18 protein-coding genes are annotated in these 18,488 nt (G+C 64.3%); 9 read left to right on the top strand and 9 right to left on the bottom strand.

Annotation, left to right across the window (positions count from 1 at the left end; genetic code table 11):
* Positions 1–11 precede the first annotated feature (11 nt).
* Complete coding sequence (locus AC1D08_RS25960; RefSeq protein WP_457151117.1) at positions 12–518, bottom strand: OsmC family protein; 507 nt, start codon at positions 516–518, stop codon at positions 12–14.
* Between the two features lie 224 nt (positions 519–742).
* Between AC1D08_RS25960 and AC1D08_RS25955 the strand changes: the two genes are divergently transcribed.
* Both AC1D08_RS25955 and AC1D08_RS25950 read left to right on the top strand, forming a co-directional pair.
* Positions 743–1,630: a DMT family transporter gene (locus AC1D08_RS25955; RefSeq protein ID WP_457151118.1), complete on the top strand. Its 888-nt coding sequence runs from the start codon at positions 743–745 to the stop codon at positions 1,628–1,630.
* A 60-nt stretch (positions 1,631–1,690) separates the two neighbouring features.
* Entirely contained in the window at positions 1,691–2,599 is a 909-nt protein-coding gene (locus tag AC1D08_RS25950) for a DMT family transporter (protein ID WP_457151119.1), read from the top strand.
* Positions 2,600–2,762: 163 nt separating this feature from the next.
* Here AC1D08_RS25950 and AC1D08_RS25945 read toward each other — a convergent pair whose 3' ends face one another.
* Positions 2,763–3,626, bottom strand: coding sequence for a LysR substrate-binding domain-containing protein (locus AC1D08_RS25945; RefSeq protein WP_457151120.1), 864 nt, complete (start codon positions 3,624–3,626; stop codon positions 2,763–2,765).
* A 112-nt stretch (positions 3,627–3,738) separates the two neighbouring features.
* Between AC1D08_RS25945 and AC1D08_RS25940 the strand changes: the two genes are divergently transcribed.
* Both AC1D08_RS25940 and AC1D08_RS25935 read left to right on the top strand, forming a co-directional pair.
* Entirely contained in the window at positions 3,739–4,146 is a 408-nt protein-coding gene (locus tag AC1D08_RS25940) for a tautomerase family protein (protein WP_457151121.1), read from the top strand.
* Between the two features lie 143 nt (positions 4,147–4,289).
* Complete coding sequence (locus AC1D08_RS25935) at positions 4,290–6,512, top strand: AMP-binding protein (RefSeq protein ID WP_457151122.1); 2,223 nt, start codon at positions 4,290–4,292, stop codon at positions 6,510–6,512.
* A 72-nt stretch (positions 6,513–6,584) separates the two neighbouring features.
* Here the strand turns inward: AC1D08_RS25935 and AC1D08_RS25930 are convergent, their stop codons facing one another.
* On the bottom strand, positions 6,585–7,403 hold the full coding sequence (locus AC1D08_RS25930; protein ID WP_095086458.1) for a CDP-alcohol phosphatidyltransferase family protein: 819 nt from the start codon (positions 7,401–7,403) through the stop codon (positions 6,585–6,587).
* 3 nt (positions 7,404–7,406) lie between these two features.
* Positions 7,407–8,105 (bottom strand): phosphatidylserine decarboxylase, encoded by a 699-nt coding sequence (locus tag AC1D08_RS25925; protein WP_457151123.1) that lies wholly within the window; start codon positions 8,103–8,105, stop codon positions 7,407–7,409.
* Between the two features lie 286 nt (positions 8,106–8,391).
* Here AC1D08_RS25925 and AC1D08_RS25920 point away from each other — a divergent pair, with 286 nt between their 5' ends.
* Positions 8,392–9,033 (top strand): lysozyme inhibitor LprI family protein, encoded by a 642-nt coding sequence (locus AC1D08_RS25920; protein ID WP_457151124.1) that lies wholly within the window; start codon positions 8,392–8,394, stop codon positions 9,031–9,033.
* Between the two features lie 99 nt (positions 9,034–9,132).
* Positions 9,133–9,996: an SMP-30/gluconolactonase/LRE family protein gene (locus tag AC1D08_RS25915; protein ID WP_457151125.1), complete on the top strand. Its 864-nt coding sequence runs from the start codon at positions 9,133–9,135 to the stop codon at positions 9,994–9,996.
* A gap of 5 nt (positions 9,997–10,001) precedes the next feature.
* Here AC1D08_RS25915 and AC1D08_RS25910 read toward each other — a convergent pair whose 3' ends face one another.
* The 4 genes from AC1D08_RS25910 to AC1D08_RS25895 all read right to left on the bottom strand — a co-directional run bounded on the left by AC1D08_RS25910 (position 10,002) and on the right by AC1D08_RS25895 (position 14,294).
* A complete protein-coding gene (locus AC1D08_RS25910) occupies positions 10,002–10,349 on the bottom strand; it encodes an antibiotic biosynthesis monooxygenase family protein (RefSeq protein WP_477424389.1) in 348 nt (115 codons plus the stop codon).
* 129 nt (positions 10,350–10,478) lie between these two features.
* Entirely contained in the window at positions 10,479–12,359 is a 1,881-nt protein-coding gene (locus AC1D08_RS25905; RefSeq protein ID WP_477226266.1) for an ABCB family ABC transporter ATP-binding protein/permease, read from the bottom strand.
* A gap of 22 nt (positions 12,360–12,381) precedes the next feature.
* Positions 12,382–12,729 carry an ArsR/SmtB family transcription factor gene (locus tag AC1D08_RS25900; protein ID WP_457155640.1) on the bottom strand — a complete coding sequence of 116 codons (348 nt, stop codon included), beginning with the start codon at positions 12,727–12,729 and terminating at the stop codon, positions 12,382–12,384.
* Between the two features lie 107 nt (positions 12,730–12,836).
* Entirely contained in the window at positions 12,837–14,294 is a 1,458-nt protein-coding gene (locus AC1D08_RS25895; protein ID WP_457151875.1) for a LysM peptidoglycan-binding domain-containing protein, read from the bottom strand.
* Between the two features lie 113 nt (positions 14,295–14,407).
* Here AC1D08_RS25895 and AC1D08_RS25890 point away from each other — a divergent pair, with 113 nt between their 5' ends.
* Entirely contained in the window at positions 14,408–15,019 is a 612-nt protein-coding gene (locus AC1D08_RS25890; RefSeq protein WP_457151876.1) for an LOG family protein, read from the top strand.
* A 70-nt stretch (positions 15,020–15,089) separates the two neighbouring features.
* Here AC1D08_RS25890 and AC1D08_RS25885 read toward each other — a convergent pair whose 3' ends face one another.
* Positions 15,090–15,995 carry a LysR substrate-binding domain-containing protein gene (locus AC1D08_RS25885; RefSeq protein WP_457151877.1) on the bottom strand — a complete coding sequence of 302 codons (906 nt, stop codon included), beginning with the start codon at positions 15,993–15,995 and terminating at the stop codon, positions 15,090–15,092.
* A gap of 112 nt (positions 15,996–16,107) precedes the next feature.
* Between AC1D08_RS25885 and AC1D08_RS25880 the strand changes: the two genes are divergently transcribed.
* Both AC1D08_RS25880 and AC1D08_RS25875 read left to right on the top strand, forming a co-directional pair.
* Positions 16,108–16,398, top strand: a complete 291-nt coding sequence (locus tag AC1D08_RS25880; protein WP_457151878.1) for a muconolactone Delta-isomerase family protein — start codon at positions 16,108–16,110, stop codon at positions 16,396–16,398.
* A 153-nt stretch (positions 16,399–16,551) separates the two neighbouring features.
* Positions 16,552–18,333 (top strand): glycosyltransferase family 2 protein, encoded by a 1,782-nt coding sequence (locus AC1D08_RS25875; protein ID WP_477424386.1) that lies wholly within the window; start codon positions 16,552–16,554, stop codon positions 18,331–18,333.
* Positions 18,334–18,488: the final 155 nt, after the last annotated feature.

Below are 18,488 nucleotides of genomic sequence, written 5' to 3'. Positions count from 1 at the left end.
CGCACGGCGTTTCAGCGCCGTGCGCTCACCGTCAGCTGCGGCTTCTGGTTGATGGTCTGGAACACCACGCAATAGCGCTCGGTCAGCTTCAGCAGGGAGTCTACCCGCTCCTGCGGCTCGTCGGTATCGAGATCGAAATTGAGCCGGATGGCGCGAAAGCCGACCGGCGCATCCTTGGCGACACCGAGCGTGCCGCGAAAATCGAGGTCGCCTTCGGCTTCCACCGTGGCAGCGCCCAGCTTGAACTCCAGCGCCGTCGCCACCGCCTTCAGCGTCACCCCGGCGCAGGCCACCAGCGCCTCCAGCAGCATGTCGCCCGAGCAGAGCTCGAGCCCCGAGCCACCGGTTGCCGGATGCAATCCTGCGATCGCGATCGCCCTGCCCGTCTCCACCTTGCAGGTAACCGACTGGTCGTCGATCGACCCTTTGGCGCGAAGCGTGATCAGTGCCTGCGCAGCGTCGTCGCGATAAGCCTGCTTCAGTGGCGCCTGCATCGCCTTCAGTTCGGTCGCATCCATTTCCGTTCCTTCGCTCTCGTGGCCGGACAGCGGCGTGGCTTTGTCAGATATAAGTGCCGATTGCCTTCTGGAAGCAAGGTCGCCATCGCCTGCCCCAACGCAAGCTTAGGGCTGGCGTAGCGCTGTGCCGACTTTCGCCCGTATAGCTTTTGGTACGGGAGACTTCCTCTCGCGTCGCTCCTCACAGCATTTTGTCGCCTCCTGCAACTTTGGTCCCGCGCCTTATGGCCGATGTCGCCATTCTCGAAACACGCGAAAGGGTTCTCGGCGGAATCTTGCTGACCGGTGCGGCCTATTTCCTGTTTTCGACGCAGGATGCCTCGATCAAGCTGCTGGTCACCGGCATGACGGTCTGGCAGATCATGTTCTTCCGCAGCATCACCATTCTTGGCGCTTGCGCGGCGATCGGTGGGCAACGGCTGTTTGCCGACACGGTGCGCTCACCGATCGTGCGGCCGATGCTGGTGCGCAGCGCCTTCACCCTCGCCGCCTGGCTTTGTTATTACAATGCCGCGCGCAGCCTTCAGCTTGCAGAACTGACCACCGTCTACTACGCGGCACCGATCATCGTCACCGTGCTTTCGGTGGTGATGCTCGGCGAAAAGGTGCCGATGCTGCGCTGGTTTGCGGTGCTGATCGGCTTTGCCGGCGTCTTCGTCGCTTGCGACCCGACCCATCTCGGCCTGTCCGTGCCGGTGGTCCTGGTGCTGGCGGCGGCCTTTTTGTGGGGCATAGCCATCGTGCTTCTGCGCAAGACCGCGCTTGCCGAGCGTTCGATGATCCAGCTTCTCCTGAACAACTTCTATTTTCTGCTCTTTTCGGGGGGACCGGCGCTGCTCTGGTGGCAAACGCCGGACTGGGCCCAGTTGCTGCTCCTTGCCAGCGTCGGCGCGCTCGGTGGGTTTGCGCAGTATCTTCTGTTCGAAGGCATGAAGCGGGCGCCGGCTTCGATCCTTGCACCCCTCGAATACACCTCGCTGTTATGGGCGTTCGCGCTCGGCTTTGCGATCTGGGGCGACGTGCCGCGCCGTGAAGTATTCTTCGGCGCCGCCCTTATCATCGCCGCCGGGCTGCTGATTGTCGGCACCGAGCATTTCCGCAAGCGGCTATGATGTGGATCGCCGTCACTGCTGACGCTACGATGTCAGGACGCAACGGCGTAGGCTGGCGGCATGAGTGACATTGCAGCCCCGACGGACAGCGCCACTGAGCGCACGCTGGGTATCCTGCTGGTGTCGTCATCGGCGGCGGTGTTCGGCCTGACCGGGGTGCTGACCAAGTCGATCCACGCCGATCCGCTGACCATCACCTGCTGGCGAGGCTTTGTCGGCTCGATCCTGATCAGCCTCTATGTGCTGTGGCGCCGCCATCGCTCCGGCAACCGCGAAACGTTGCGCCTTGGCTGGCGGGGCTGGCTCCTGGCGGTGGAAGGGGCGCTGGCCAGCATCGCCTTCATCTCGGCCTTCAAGTTCACCTTCGTCGCCAATGTCGCGATCATCTATGCCACCGCGCCTTTCGTCACAGCGCTGCTGGCCTGGGTTCTGACGCGCGAGCCGTTCCGATTGCAGACGATGGTCGCCGCCGCCGTCTCGCTGTGCGGCGTGGCGATCATGGTCTGGTCCGGGTTCGGCACCGGTCATCTGTTCGGGGACGGGTTGGCGCTGCTGATGACCATCGGCAGCGCGCTCTACATGATCATGGTGCGCGCCTTCCGGGAGACGCCGGTGGTGTGGGCCGGCGCGGTTTCGGCCTTCCTCTTGTTCGTGCTCGGCTGGTTCGTCAGCGATCCGCTGGCGGTCACGCCACGCGACGCGGTGCTGCTTGCCACCTTCGGCTCATGCTTTGCGCTGTCCTCGATCCTGTGGACGGAAGGGGCGCGGCTCATTCCGGCGGCCGAATCCGGGCTGCTCGGCTCGGCCGAAGTGCCGTTCGCGATCCTGTTTGCCTTCCTGTTCCTGGGCGAGATCGCACCAGCCGCCAGCATGGTCGGCGGCGCCATCGTGTTGTGCGCGGTGTTTGCCCATGCGGGGCGGGATTGGCTGATGGCCCGCTCGCAACGGCTGGCGTCAAATATTTCGTAAAAAAGTTACACAGTCACGGAACCATCGTCCGGCTCATGCATTGTTGGTGTGACGGGCCACCCCCAAGTCCCCCCAAACCCCTCGGCCCGTCCTACTCCCAAGCCGACCGCAAGGTCGGCTTTTTCTTGGGCGTTTGATCCGCAGCGAGATCGGATCTTGTCGATCAGCCAAGGAGGCCGGGCAGAGCCAAATTGCCACTCAGCAGTGCCGCAAGATCAGCTGCCGGACCATCCGCACCGGCGCGCAGCCGAACGGCAAATTCAGCTATCGGAACCTGCGGCAGACCAAGTTCGCGCGGCGCTTCGACAATGCCGGAATGGGCAAAGCGCGCGGTGCGCAGCGTCAGCGCAAGACCCGCATTCACCGCCGTGCGCAAGCCGGCCAGGCTGGCGCTGCCGGCGGCGATGCGATAGCGGCGGCCGGCCGTATCGAGCGCGGCAAGTGCTGCTTCGCGAAAGCCGCAATAGGGATCGAGCAACGCCAGCGGCAATTCTTCCTGGCGCGAGGCCAGCCCCTTTTGCGAACACAGCCATATCATCGGTTCGCGCAGCACGCCGACTTCGTCCGGCGCAGCAGTCTGGCGCATGACGATCGCCAGGTCGAGCCCGCCGGACTGCATCGCTTGCGCCAGTTCGGCGGAGCGGCCGACACGCAATTCGATCCTGACGCGCGGATGGCTGACGGCGAAGGCGCGCAGCAGATCGGGCAGACCGCTGTCGGCAAAATCCTGCGTCGTCCCGATGGCAACGCGCCCGGCAGCACGCGCGCCCTTCAACGCCAGCCACGCCTCGCGGTGAGCGGCAAGGATGCGCCTTGCATGGCCGACGAGATCCTCGCCGGCCGGCGTCAGGCCTCGGCCCCGGCCCTGCGGCGCCAGAAGCGCCTCGCCGACGATTTCCTCGAGCCGCTGCATCTGCGCGGTGACCGCCGAGGGTGAACGGCCGACGCTCAACGCCGCCTGCGCCAGCGAGCCGCTGTCGACGAAAGCGATAAAAGTCCTGAGCAGGTCGGGATCGAGCGTTTCCATAATTCGATAATATCGAACCTTCAATTGAAAACAATTCGATTTTTTTGACTCGATGACAGTGGCATGGTCCTTCCAACGGCGATCCGACGCCGCTCAAACCAGGAGAAGAAAAATGCCCATCATCAACGTCAGCGTCACCGGCAAGCCTGATGCCGCGCTGTCTGCCCGGATCGCCGGAGAAATCACCGAAATCACGGCCGCGCAGTTGCGCAAGGATCCGACGATCACCGCGGTTGCCGTTTCCTATATCGATCCGCAACACTGGTTCGCCGGCGGCAAGTCACTGGCCGAGCATGGCACCAACACGTTCTGGCTCGATATCAAGGTGGTCGACGGCACCAACACCAAGGTCGAGCTGGAGGCCTATCTGAAGGCGATCTTCGACGCCTTCGGCCGCCTTTTGGGCGGTGTGCATGAGGAAAGCTATGCCTTCGTGCATGAAGTGCCGGCCGCCGCCTATGGCTATGGCGGTAAGACGCAGGAGTTCCGTTTCATCAGCGGGCGGTTGAAGGCGGCGTGAGCTGCGGCCTTCCCTTCTCTCCCAAAAGGGGGAAGGAAGCGAGCGCTGCGCCTCCACATTGACGTTGCCCTCCATTCCGCTACGCTCTGCCCCGAAGCGGTCGCAAAGAGCCGCGATGCTAGAATCGTTGGGAGAGAAGCGGCATGATCCTGACACTGGCGCTGCTTGCGGGTCTTGTCCTGGCCTGGCTGCTGATCGGCGTGGTGGAGAAATTCCGCCTCAGCCTGCGTTTCACCCAGGCACTGCTCTATGTGCCGTTCAAGCTTGCCTACCGGATCAGCGACAACCGCGTCAGGATCGCCCGCAAGGCGCAGGCCCCTGTCATCTACGTCATCTCGCATCAATCGCGTTTCGAGCCGGCGCTGATGCTGTCGCTGCTGCCGGACGACACGCTGCATATACTCGACGAGGTCTCGGCGCGGTCGCCATGGCTCGAACCGTGGCGCGAGCTTGGCCGCACCATCGCCTTCAACGCCGAACATCTCTTCGTCAGCCGCAGGCTGGTGCGCGTGCTGAAGGGCAAGGGGCGACTCGCCGTCTATCTGCCGGACGCGGTCGAGCCCAACGTCAAGACGTTTCGCCTGTTTCGCGCCGTCACCCGCATCGCCATGCAGGCCGACGCCAAGATCGTGCCGATCTTCGTCGCCGGCGCGCGCAGCCTGCCGGTGTCGTTGACGCAGGCGGACAAGGCGCCGCGGCACTGGTTTCCGCAACTGTCTATCAGCGTGCTGGAACCGATGACCATCGCCGAACTGGCAGCGCGCAACCCGGACCAGGCCTCGAACACCAACGCGCTGTTCGACCGTGTCGCCGAGGCCCGGCTTTTCGGCGCCGAGCTCGATCGTGGCCTGTTCCTGGCAATGCGCGACGCCGCTGCCCGTGTCGGCGCCTCGCACCCGATCATCGAGGATGTCATCTCCGGCGCGCTGAGCTACCGCAAGATGTTCATGGGCGCCCGTGTCCTTGGCCGCCGGTTCGAGGCGGTGACGGCGCCGGGCGAAGCGGTCGGCCTGCTGCTGCCCAACGCCAATGGCGTGGTGCTGTCGTTTGTCGGCCTGCTGTCTGGCGGCCGGGTGGCAGCAATGATCAACTACACCGCCGGCCCGGCCAGCGTAACCGCGGCGGTGCGCACGGCGGTGATCCGCACGGTCGTCTCCTCCCGTGCCTTCGTCGAGAAGGCCGACCTTGCCGATATTGTCGCGGCGGTCGAGAACGGCGGCGCCAAGCTGCTTTGGCTGGAGGATGTGCGGGAAGACGTCACCGCGCTCGACAAGCTTGCCGCGGCCTTGCTGTGGCGCTGGCCGCTGCAGCGGCAGGATGCGGCCAAGCCTGCGGTGATCCTGTTCACCTCGGGTTCGGAAGGCACACCCAAGGCAGTGGTGCTGTCGCACAAGAACCTGCTTGCCAACGCCATGCAGGCCGAGGCGCGCATCACCATCTCGCCCGCCGACATCCTGCTCAACGTGCTGCCGGTGTTCCATTCCTTCGGCCTGACGGGCGGCACCATCCTGCCGCTGGTCACCGGGGTAAAGCTGTTCCTCTACCCCTCGCCGCTGCACTACAAGATCATCCCCGAGATCGCGCGCAAGGTGAAACCGACCATCATGTTCGGCACCGACACGTTCCTCGCCAACTATGCGCGCACCGCCAAGGACGGCGATTTTTCCAGCCTGCGCTTCGTCGTCGCCGGCGCCGAGGCGGTGAAGCCGGAAACCCGCCGCGTCTATCGCGAACGCTTCCAGGCCGAGATCATCGAAGGTTTTGGACTGACGGAAGCCGCACCCGTGGTGGCCGTCAACACCGCGATCCATGGCCGCGACGGCACGGTCGGCCGGCTGCTGCCGGCGATGCGCATGAAGCTGGAGCCGGTCGAAGGCATATCCGACGCCGGCCAGTTGTGGCTCGACGGACCGAACCTGATGATGGGCTACATGACTGCCGATCGCCCCGGTGAGTTGCAGCCGCTGACCGGCTGGCACGACACCGGCGACATCGTCGCCGTCGACCGCGAAGGCTTCATCACCATTCGCGGCCGCGCCAAGCGCTTCGCCAAGATCGCCGGCGAGATGGTGTCGCTGGGTGCTGTCGAGATGCTGGTGCAGTCGCTGTGGCCGGAAGAACGCCATGCGGCGGTGGCGGTGCCGGACAAGAGGCGCGGCGAGCGCATCGTGCTGGTCACCACCGCCGACGATGCCAATCCCGACGAGTTGCGCAAATTCGGCAAGCAGGCGGGCGCCGCCGAACTGATGGTGCCGAACGACATCATCAAGGTCGAGGAAATCCCGGTGCTGGGTTCCGGCAAGACCGACTATGTGTCGACCAGAAAGCTGGCGATCGACAGGCTGGGGCTCGGTGTGGCGGCCTGAAGCTATTCTTCGTCATCCTAGCGCGGAGCGTAGACGCCAGGATGACGAATGCGGAGCGGGCTTCGAGCAACCCTACCCGATGTCCGAAGGCGGCACTTTCTCGCCCTCCTGCTTGGCGCGCTTCGAATAGGCGCGCACGCTGAACGGCAGGAAGAGCAGATAACCGGCGACCGAGGCGGTCAGCGTGTACCAGGGATAGGTCATCAGCAGCAGCACGTAGAGCACGACGCCAAGGATGATCGGCAGCACCTTGTCGCCTGGCACTCTCAGGCTCTTGCCGGAATAGACCGGCAGCCGGCTGACCAGCAGGAAGGCAACCAGGATGGTGAAGCCGGTGGCGACGAAGGCAGCCGGGCGACTGGGCTCCAGACCTGTGCGCAGGAAATACAAATAGAGCGGCAGCATCACCAGCACGGCGCCCGCCGGCGCCGGCACGCCGACGAAATATTCGGACTGCCACACGGGGCGCTCGGCCTTCTCGTCGTCGAGCACGTTGAAGCGGGCAAGCCTGAGCCCGCAGGCGATGGCGAACAGAAGTGCTGCGATCCAGCCCGGCGATCCGGCGCGGTCGAGCAGGAAGGCATAGAGCACCAAGGCGGGCGCAACACCGAAGTTGACGATGTCGGCCAGCGAATCCATCTGCGCGCCGAACTTGGAGGTCGCCTTCAGCATCCGCGCCAGCCGCCCGTCAATGCCGTCGAGGAAAGCCGCGAGCAGCACCATCACCACTGCCGGCTCAAAACGGCCCTCAAAGCCGAAACGGATGCCGGACAGGCCGGCACAGATGGCCAGCACGGTAACGAGGTTGGGCAGCACCATGCGCATCGGGATTTCGCGGATGCGCGGGCCGCCGCTGGCATGGGCTTCGAACTTTTTGTATTGCGTGCCCACCGGTCAGGAAATCCGCACGAGGGGAGTGCCGGCGACACCGCCGAATTCGGCCAGCACGGTTTCGCCGCCGACCGCGGTCTGGCCGACGGCAACGCGCGGCGTGGCGGTGAGCGGCAGGAACACGTCGACGCGAGAGCCGAAGCGGATCAGGCCGAAACGCTCGCCGATGGCGATAGAGCCGCCGGCCTCGGCCCAGCAGACGATACGGCGCGCCACCAGACCGGCGATCTGGACAGCCGCGACCGTGCCGTTGGGGCTGTCGATGACCAGGCCGTTGCGCTCATTCTCGGTGCTCGCCTTGTCGAGTTCGGCATTGAGGAATTTGCCCGGCCGGTGCTCGATCTTGGCAATACGGCCACGCACCGGGGCGCGGTTCACATGGCAGGAAAACACGTTCATGAACACCGAGATGCGGGTCATCTCGACGTTGCCGAGGCCAAGTTCGCGTGGCGGCACCGCTGGTCCGACCGCCGAAATGATGCCGTCGGCGGGGCTCACCACCAAGCGGTCGTCGACCGGCGTGACGCGCTCGGGATCGCGGAAGAAATAGACGCACCAGGCGGTCAGGATAAGGCCGACCCAGAACAGGATCGACGAGAAATAGCCGAGGAAAAGCGTCGCCGCGCCGAAGGCCGCGATAAAGGGATAGCCTTCGCGATGGATCGGTACGAACGCGTTCTTGACCGTATCGACAAGGCTCATCGGGCTGGGGCAGGCTCCGTTTCAAGTCCGGCCTCAATAGCCGAAAGCCCAATTCACCGCAACGCAACAATCGGCAAGGCCGCATTGGCCGCAACTGGCGAGAGCCATCATGCGCTTGCCTGTCGGCATCGTTGCCGCCAGAATTCAGGCCACCGCCGGTTCGCAGCCACAGAGAAAAGACCGACTGCCCATGATCCGACACCTGAACGGGGCCAACCTTGATTCCAGGCGATGGGCTGAAATAGCTGGGGTTCTGGTCGCACTGCTGGCATCGAATGGCAACGCAATGGCACAAGCCAGGCCATCCTTCGACTGCACAAAGGCCGCCAGCGCGGCGGAAAAGGCCATCTGCGCCGACCCTGCCCTGGCGCAGGCCGATGCGGACGTGGCGAAAACCTACGCGGCGGTGCTGAAGACGCTCGATCCTCACGCCGGCAAGGCCTTGCGGGACGACCAAGGCGATTTCATTGCGTATCGCGACCAGATCGCCGGCTTCAACGAGAACACACCCAAGGATCGGCAGAATTTCGATCTCGGCGAATTCCTGCGCGACCGAGCGGCCTTCCTCGCCGGCATCCGCAAGCCCAAGGATACCGGTTTCATCGGCACATGGAGCAGCGTTCGCGGGACGGTCGAGATCAAGGCGGCTGGCGCTGGCAAGCTCGACGTGTCGGAAGAGGTCGCGAATCCTGTCTCCGGCAGTGGTTCGTGCGAAATCGGCGGCACGGTCAAGGTCCGCAAGGACTTGCGGCTTGTCGATACCGACGACAACGAAAAGCCGACCGGCTTTGTTTTCATCTTCCGCCGCGATGGCGATGCGCTCGTCGTCGAGCAGAGCGGCACCGGCAAGGACGGCATTTCGGAACCGCCGTCATGCGGCGCCAACGGTCATGCCGATGGCAATTTCTTCCTGAGCGAAAAACCGTAGGGCTGCTGTCGGGGGTCCGTCCCCTCGCCCGTCCTTGGTGAGACAGCGCTTCATTCCGCCCGCAAGGGCCGACGACGCGTGCAACGGAGGCTCCCGATTATGCAGGCATCATCTGGCAACAAAGCTCGTGTCGTGACCAGCGGCCTCGCCTTCGGGGAATCGCCGCGCTGGCATGACGGTCGCCTGTGGCTCTGTAACTGGGGGACCGGCGAGATCATCGCCGTCGATGCCGACGGCAGCCGTGAGATCGTGCTCACCGTGCCGGCTGTACTGCCCTACTCCATCGACTGGCTGCCGGACGGTCGCCTGCTCGTCGTCTCCGGTCGCGAGGGGTTGGTGTTGCGCAGGGAACCGGACGGTTCACTGGTTACCCACGCCGATTTGCGCGGCCTGTCGAAAAGCCCGTGGAACGAGATCGTCGTCGACGGGCGCGGCAACATCTATGTCAATGGCGGCGGCCCGGCGCCGGCTCCCGGCCAGTATTTCGGCCCAGGTACCGTCGTGCTGGTCACGCCAGACGGCGCGGTCCGGCAAGTGGCGGAAAATATCGCGTTCGCCAACGGCATGGCGGTGACGCCGGACAACAAGACGCTGATCGTCGCCGAATCGCACGCCAACCGGCTGACTGCCTTCGACATCGCCGCGGACGGCAGCCTCGCCAACCGCCGCGTCTGGGCCGACCTCGATGGTTTTCCCGACGGCATCTGCCTCGATGCCGAAGGGGCGGCCTGGTACGCGGACGTTCCCAACAAGCACTGCGTGCGGGTGCTCGAAGGCGGTGAGGTGCTGCAGACCGTCAATGTCGATCGCGGCTGCTTTGCCTGCATGCTGGGCGGTGCGGACCTGAAAACGCTGTTCATCGCCGCCGCCGAATGGCGCGGCTTCGAGCACATGATCAGCGATGCCCGCACCGGCCAGGTGCTCAGCGTTGAAGCGCCGGCACCTGGTGTCGGCTGGCCGTAGAGGCCTTACACCCCGGGAATCCGCTGATAGTTGGCGATGTCGGCTCGCACGCCGAGCCGGGCGATCGTCTCCTGCGGATTGAAACCGGCTCGCGCATGCTCGGCCGTGACGATCGGCACGACCCGGTCGACGACCGACTGGCTTTCCCATTCGACGATCGTGACCAGGTTGAATTCGCCCGGGCCAGAGAATTGCTCGAGCAGGAAATCCTGCACGAAGCCATCCTGCCGGCGCAGCACCTCATGCGTTGCCTTGACCTTGGCGAGTATCTCTTCGCGGGCGGCGGCCGGGACGACGAACTTGTCCACCCTGAACACACTGCCGCCATCAGCACTCTGATTTATCTTGCTCATTTTCGATTGTTCCGTTCCTGGATCTTGGTGTTTGCGGGCTCCAAGAACGGCCTACAATCTCAACCAAAGTTGAGGTCAAGCGGATTTTTTCGACACGTTTTCCTTCTCCCCTGGGGGAGAAGGAAAACGCTATGACACCTCCGACGTGCGGCGGCGGACGATGACGCCAAGCTCGTCGCCCTCGCGGGCGATGCGCAGCCGCTCTTCGGCTTCGGTCGCTTCGCGCTGGCGGTCCCACATCGAGGCGTAGAGGCCGTGTTTGCGCATCAGCTCGGCATGGGTGCCGCGCTCGGCGATCTGGCCATCCTGCAGCACGATGATTTCGTCGGCGGAAATCACAGTCGACAGCCGGTGGGCGATGACGATGGTGGTGCGGCCACGGCTGACCAGATCGAGCGCGGCCTGGATCTCTTGCTCGGTGTGGCTGTCGAGCGCCGAAGTCGCCTCGTCCAGCATCAGGATCGGCGGCGCTTTCAAAATGGTGCGGGCGATCGCCACGCGCTGCTTCTCGCCGCCGGAGAGTTTCAGCCCGCGCTCGCCGACCATCGACTTGTAGCCATCGGGCAGCCGCTCGATGAACGGGCCGATCTGGGCGAGTTCGGCCGCCTTGCGCATGTCCTCCTCGCTGGCGCCGATGCGGCCATAGCGGATGTTGTAGGCGATGGTGTCGTTGAACAGCACCGTGTCCTGCGGCACCATGCCGATCGCCCCGCGCAGGCTCTCCTGCGTCACGTCCCTGATATCCTGACCATCGATCAGCACCTGGCCGCCCTGGACGTCGTAGAAGCGGAACAGCAGCCTGGAGATGGTCGACTTGCCGGCGCCCGACGGCCCGACGATGGCGACCGTCTTGCCGGCCGGCACCGCGAAGCTGATGCCCTTCAGGATCTTGCGGTTCGGATCATAGGAGAAATGCACGTCGCGAAACTCGACCTTCCCTGCGCTGACGGCGAGTGGCCTGGCATCCGGCTTGTCGACGATCTCCTGCGGAACATCCAGAAGGTCGAACATCTGCTCGATATCGGTCAGCCCCTGTCGGATTTCGCGATAGATGAAGCCGATGAAATTGAGCGGCACCGACAGCTGCATCAGCATCGCGTTAATGAAGACGAAGTCGCCGACCGTCTGCGTGCCCGCCTGCACTTCGAGTGCCGACATGCACATGACGATGACGGTGCCGAGGCCGAAGATGATGCCCTGGCCAAAGTTCAGCCAGCCGAGCGAAGTCCAGATGCGGGTCGCCGCGATCTCGTAGCGCGCCATCGAGCGGTCGAAGCGCTCGGCCTCCATGCCTTCATTGTTGAAATATTTGACCGTCTCGTAGTTGAGCAGCGAGTCGATCGCCTTGGTGTTGGCGTCGGTGTCGCTGTCGTTCATGTCGCGGCGGATGCCGATGCGCCAGTCGCTCGCCCGCACCGTGAACCAGACATAGACCCAGACGGTGACCGCGACGACGACGACGTATTTCCAGCCATAGGTGTAGGCGAAGATGCCGGTGGTCAGCGCGAATTCGAGGATGGTCGGCGCGGTGTTGAGCATGATGAATCGGACAATCGTCTCGATGCCCTTGGTGCCGCGCTCGATGATGCGCGACAGGCCGCCGGTGCGCCGCTCGAGATGAAAGCGCAGCGACAGTTCATGCATATGGACGAAGGTGCGGAAGGCGAGCTGGCGCACCGCGTACTGGCCGACGCGGGCAAACAGTGCGTCGCGCAGTTGGTTGAAACCAAGCTGCACCAGTCGCACGACGTTGTAGGCGACGACCAGCATGACGGGCGCCAGCAGGAAGGTTGGCAGCGGCGGCACAGACCTGGCGTCGCCGGCCAGCGCGTCGGTCGCCCATTTGAAAAAATAAGGACCAGCGACCAGCGTCAGTTTGGCGACAACCAAGAGAAGCGTCGCCCAGGTGACCCGTGCCCGGAGATCGGCGCGATCCGCCGGCCACATGTAAGGCCACAGATTGAGCAGCGTCTTGAAGGTCGAGGAGTCGGAGACGGTTTTTTCGGCCATTTCTGGTGCCTTCTTCTTATTTTCAGCGGCCGGAGCAGCAGGAATTGACGAGCGCGGCGACCGATGCGGAAACATCGGCAAGCGCGGCGTGGTCGACCGCATAGCGCGAGCGCTGGCGATCGGGCTCGAAGCGGACCAGCCCGGCCTCGACCAGTATCTTCAGGTGTTGTGACACGGTAGACTGCGCCAGATCGAAACGATCGACGACTTCACGGCAGCAACAGGAGTTGCTGGCTGACAGGTGCTTTATGATTTCGATGCGTGCCGGGTGGGATAACGCGGCAAGCCGCGCGGCAACGGTGCGGCTGTCCGGGGCGCAGTTGGCCGGCGCGGAGCGGCATCCGTCTGTTTCGGAGGGGGATTCGGTCATCGTCCATCGGCGATAAACGATGACCATCTGTGAGGCAAGCTAACCCGATGGGTAGAACTGCCAATCTCCCCCACGTGGGGGAGATTGCGCGCTCAGCCGCTGGCTGACTACTTGGTCTTGGGCGGAGCCGTCGTCGCCTGCTCGCCCATCGCCTTGAGGTCGGCGGCTTCGCCTTCCTTCGACTTTTCGGGGACCTTGAACACCTGCCCCGGCCAGATGCGGTCGGGATCGCTGATCTGATCCTGGTTGGCGAGGTAGATGGTCGAGTAGCGCATGCCACGGCCGTAGACGCGCCGCGAAATCCGCCACAGCGTATCGTTGCGGCGGATGATGACGGCGCTGCCGGCATGTTCGAGCTTGGGCGCCACCGTCTCGGGCACATCGCCTGGCGGCGTTGCCGCAGCCACAACTCCCGGAGCATCGGTGGCGGGAGCGGGCGTCATGGCCGGAGCCTCGGTGGCTGGTGCAGCAGGAGCCGATGCGGATTCCGCCGGAGCGGCGCCTGCGACGGCAGGCGCCGCCGGCTTTGCTTCGGCGGGCGCCACGGCGGCGACAGAATCGCCCGGCTCGCGCTCGAACGGTACGGCGGCGCGAGCCACAACTGTCACCCCGTCGGCATCGAGGCCATCGACATGGATGGTGTAGCTGCCGACCGGAATGTCACGCGTCGCCTCGACCAGGAAATGGCCGTCTGGCGACGTCTTCGCGTCGCCGAGCAGGATGTCATTGGCATAGGCGCGCACCTTGCGGCCGGCATCGGCGAGACCGGCGACAAAGATCTTGTTGCCGTCGATCTCGACCGCTTCGACGACGATCTTGGGTTCGGCCACTGATCCGGCGGGCGGCGTAGCTGGTGCCGCCGGAGCGGGTGCTGCTGCAACCGCGGCTGGCGCAGGAGCCGCCGGGGCGGCAGCCTGGTCGCCGGCAGCCGGTGCGGCCGGCTTTGTCTCGGGCGCCGGAACGGTGAGCAGTTCGGCCGGCTTGCCTGGCTCTTCGACCATGGCCAGCACCTGGCCCGCCGCATCCTTGGGAACCGAGACGACTGCGGTTTGCGCCGAGGCGGTCACGACATCGCCGGTGGTGGCGCGCAATGCGATTGTGTAGTCGCCGGGTTTCAGCGGATCGTCGAGCACGATGACAAAGGCGCCATCGGGGCCAGCGACCGTCGAGCCGAGCACGGTGGTGCCGTTGAGGATCTCTACCTTCGAATTGGGCGCCGCATTGCCGGCAATGACGATCGAGCCATTGCTCTCGACGCGCACCACATCGAAGGACGGCACGATCGGACCGGCCGCAGCGGGCGCCGCCGCATCCGTTGAGGGCACGGCTGGAGCCGTTGCCTGAGGCGCAGCGGCGGGAGCGGCCGGCACCGCCGCTGGCGGCAGCCGCGCTTCCGTGCCGGGATCGGCTGGTTTCGGCGCCGCGGGTGGGGTCAGTGCTGCCACTTCCGCCGGTGGCGTGCGAATGAGATATGGGTCGAGTGCGCCCGATACATAGGCGGTTCCTGCGGCCGCAACGGTCCCACCCGCTGCGAACAAGAACGCCTTCAGTGGATTAATTGCCATATTTCCCTACCCCTTAGCCACCTAATGCCGGTCTAGCCTGTTTTGCCAAAGCCGACAAGAAAAAGCCCGCCCGGGCTTGACCCCGCTTTCAGACCCAATCACCAATCATCGGTATGAACACGATTCGATCCGTCTGCGTCTATTGCGGCTCGTCTCCGGGCCGCGATGAAACCTATGCCAAGGCCGGTCACCTGCTTGGGCGCTCGATTGCGCGCTCCGGCCTCAGGCTGATATACGGCGGCGGCACCAAAGGCATCATGGGCGCCGTAGCCGAGGGCGCCTTGCGTGCCGGCGGCAAGGTGACGGGCATCATTCCACGCTTCCTGATCAACAAGGAGGCGACCGAAACCGCGCTTGACCGGCTCGACGAACTCGTAATCACCGACAATATGCACGAGCGCAAACACAGGATGTTCGAAAAATCCGACGCCTTTGTGGCGCTGCCGGGCGGCATCGGCACGGTCGAGGAGATCGTCGAGGTCATGACCTGGGGGCAGCTCGGCCATCACCGCAAGCCGATCGTCTTCGCCAACGTCGGCGGATTCTGGGATCCGATGCTGGCGTTACTCGACCACATGGCCGCCGAGGGCTTCATCCACACCGCGCAGCGGGTCAAGCCGCTGGTCGTCAACGACCCCGAGGCAATCGTCGCCGCCATCATGGTGGCAGGCTCCTCCGTCGACGCCCCGACCGAGGGCATGCAGTCGGTGATCGACAAGATGTAGGGGAATAAGGGAGTAGGGCAGTAAGGCAGTATGTAGATCGCCTGAGGTGAAGCCCTACTGCCCTACTGCCCTACTGCCCTACTGCCCTACCCTCTTCTTCCGCTGCCTCCCGCAAGCCGGTGATCACGGCGCGGCGGTCGTGACGCCGCCAGGCAAGATGGATGGAAACCGTTCGCTCGAACCATGGCAGGTCGCGAAACACGATCCGTGACGGCGCGGCGGCACGCAGGCTGGCCTGCACCGTGGCCAGGCCAAGGCCGGCGCTGACCAGACCAAGCGAGGTCAACGGATCGGCCGTCTCATAAGCGATGTCGGGCAGAAAGCCGGCCTTGGCGCAAGCGGCCAGGAACTGGCCACGGTTGGTGTCGTCAGGCTGGCGCACGACGGTGATCCAGGTGCGGCCGTCGAGGTGATGCGGCCTGATGTCCGACAACCCGACAAGCGGATCATCTTCGGGAATCGCCAGCACCAGCGGTTCATGGCGCAGCGCGATCGTGGCGATGTCCGGGTCATCGTCAGCCGGCGGCGAATAGACGAAACCCAGATCGAGCGAGCGCTGCCGCAGCCCCTCCAGTTGCGCCGCCGACCGCAGGCTTCGCAACTGAAGATAAAAATCCGGCCGTTCGCGGCGAAACTGACGCAGCATCCCGGCGACAAGTCCGGCATGAACGGCGCCTTCGACATAGCCGATGGCGAGACGGCCGACGGCGCCGCTGGCCAGATTGCGGCCAAACTCCTCCAATCGCCGCGCGTTGGACAACAGCGAGCGGGCCTCGGTGAGGAAGGCGCGGCCCTCGGCGTTGAGATGGACCCGTTGCTTGGCTCTTTCAAACAGGGGAACGCCAAGCTGCTCCTCAAGCTGCATGATCTGCCGGCTGAGCGGCGATTGCGAAATATGCAGCATCTCGGCGGCGCGGCCGACATTGCCGGTTTCGGCGACCGTGACGAAATAGCGGAGTTGGCGCAGGTCGAACATTTTCTCTCCGAAGCTTTTAAGTCCTTCGCGGTCTCAACTTTATCCTATTCAGTCTTGGACAGTCTGGCTAGGCGCGGCGATAGTTGGGTCATCCCAACCAAAGGAGACCGCCATGCAGTTCTTTGCCCTTCTCAGCCGCAACACCGAAAAGTTCAGCGACGCCGATTTCGCGCCGCTGCTGCCCGGCGAGGCCGAGCAACGGCGCACGCTCTATGCCGAAGGCGCGGTGCGCCAGGTGTGGAACCGTGGCGACATCCCGGGCAGCGGCATGATGTTCGAGGCCGGCAGCGACGCCGATGTGCACCACCATCTCGCCACCTTGCCGCTGGTCAAGGCTGGCATGATGGACATCGCCGCCATTGTCCCGCTCATCCCCTATCCAGGCTTCGGCCCTAAGCGCTGACGGGCGCAATAGGGTGGCGGTCGGCAAGGCTTGCCGCCTCCTCTCCCTCCAAGACTTTCGCCGGTTACGGTGAGCAAACTCGTCCCGTAGCGATTTCCGTTTGCGGCTCGCGAGCGAGTTGGCTATCGGGGAACATCTGCAGGGGGACAAACTTTGGAGAACAGACCCGAGACGGAGACAGATCTCGCTCCCCGCGCCTCCGTCGTCATGACCGTCTACACCGACCAGCGCTTCCTCGACGCGGCGGTCGACAGCATCCTAACCCAGGAGTTCCGCGATCTTGAGCTTGTGATCGTCGATGACGCGACCGGCGAAGCCGCGGTCTTCGAGGCACTGGCACGCCGTGATCCGCGCATACGGATCGTGACCAATCCGACCAATCTTGGCCCAGCCGCCGCCGCCAACCGCGGCATCGAGGCGGCTCGCGCCGACATCATCCTGCGTCTGGATTGCGATGACATCGCCGAGCCGACGCATGTCGGGCGGCTGGTCGCGGCGCTGGACGAGGACTCCGAGCTTGGCCTCGTCGGAAACGCGGTAACGCTGATCGACGAAGCCGACCGCGTCGTCGGCGGGCAGCTAATGCCCGAAACGGATATTGCGATCCGGTGGACCATCCTGTTCCACAATCCGTTCTATCATTCATCCATGGCCTATCGCCGTAGCGGCTTCGAGGCCGTCGGGGGTTACAAGGCCGATCAGTGGATATCGCATGATCACTATCTGTGTTTTGCCCTGCTGCCCTTGTGCCGGGCGCGAAACCTTGCCGAGCCGCTGACGCGCTACCGGCTGAACACGCAAGGGCTGAGCACGAAGCACTCGAAGAACGCGCGCAACCGGACGCATCCGATCCGCGAGGCGCTCTGGGCCAAACTCGGGCTGACCTACGATCTTTATGACGACGCCTTCGCGCGCGATATGACCGAATTCATCCGTGGGCATGAGATCGCCGTCAAGCGGCGCGCCGCCGCCTACTGCAAGCTTCTTGCCGTGCTTCGCGTCTTCCTCGCCGCCGCCCGACCGTTCGAGCGAGCCGAGGATGCGGATGCCGCCAGGCAGCTGGCGCATGGCCTCGTTGCCCGCATGCTGGCCAGTCCGCCGTTGCGGATACACGAGATGCTGAGGGTCTGTTCCCTGTGTTGGCCGCTCGACCGGCGTGCCGCGACCAGAGCGGCAATGCAGCGGCTGGCGGCTGGCCTGAAGGCCCGGTTGCGCGCGACCGGGAAATGGCTCGGCGAAGCCGCGAAAATAGAGCCTTCACCGGCGCCCTCGCCGAGTGTGCCGGCCCTGCCGCGGGAGACTGGCCAGGCGCGCGACATTGCCGAAAAGAGTGTCGAATTTGTCCTGATTGCCGAGGCGGGCATTCTCGAAGCGCAAGCCCTGTTGCTGTGCGAGAGCATACGATGTTTCGCCGGTGCCTATTCGCGGTGCCCGATAACGGTCGTGTCGCCCAGGAGTAGCCGTCGCCCATCCGTGTCGACGCTGCGCAAACTTGAGCAGATGGATGTCGAATATCTGCCGATCGAGATCGAGAGTTACTACCCGCAATATGGCACGTCGTATCGCATTCACGCGCTTGCTCACGTCGAACGTCGGTCGGGGCCGCCAATCATTGTGCAGCTCGACAGCGATACGATCTTTGTCGCCGAGCCCGATTTATCGTTGGGCGCCAGTTCGGCCGCCGCGCGCCCTGTAGACGTCAAGGGAATGTGCACGACGGGTCCTGGCGACCCCTTCGACAGCTACTGGAGAAAGTTGTGCGCCCTTGTCGGCGTCGACTATGAACGTCTGCCCATCGTGCACACAACGGTCGGTGGCCAAGCGGTGCGGGCGAGCTACAATGGCGGGCTTCTCTTTTGGGGCTGGGTTTGTCAAGCAAAGGGATCCTCACCGTGGCATACCATGCGCGGCGTTGGTCGTGGTGTTGACGGCTGATGCGTAAACGGCTTCGATGCGCCGGAGATGATGAGTGCCCGCCAGGGGTCTGGCTTCTCTTCGAAGTCGGCGCGCGACCGCTCCATGATCGGGTCGGATGGAGAGGCATCTCAATCTTTTTACCGAAACTGTCAGTCTGACCTGACGTCCAAGCC

The organism is Mesorhizobium sp. P2_E6, from assembly GCF_056403835.1.
This window is presented reverse-complemented; position numbering and strand designations above follow the sequence as displayed.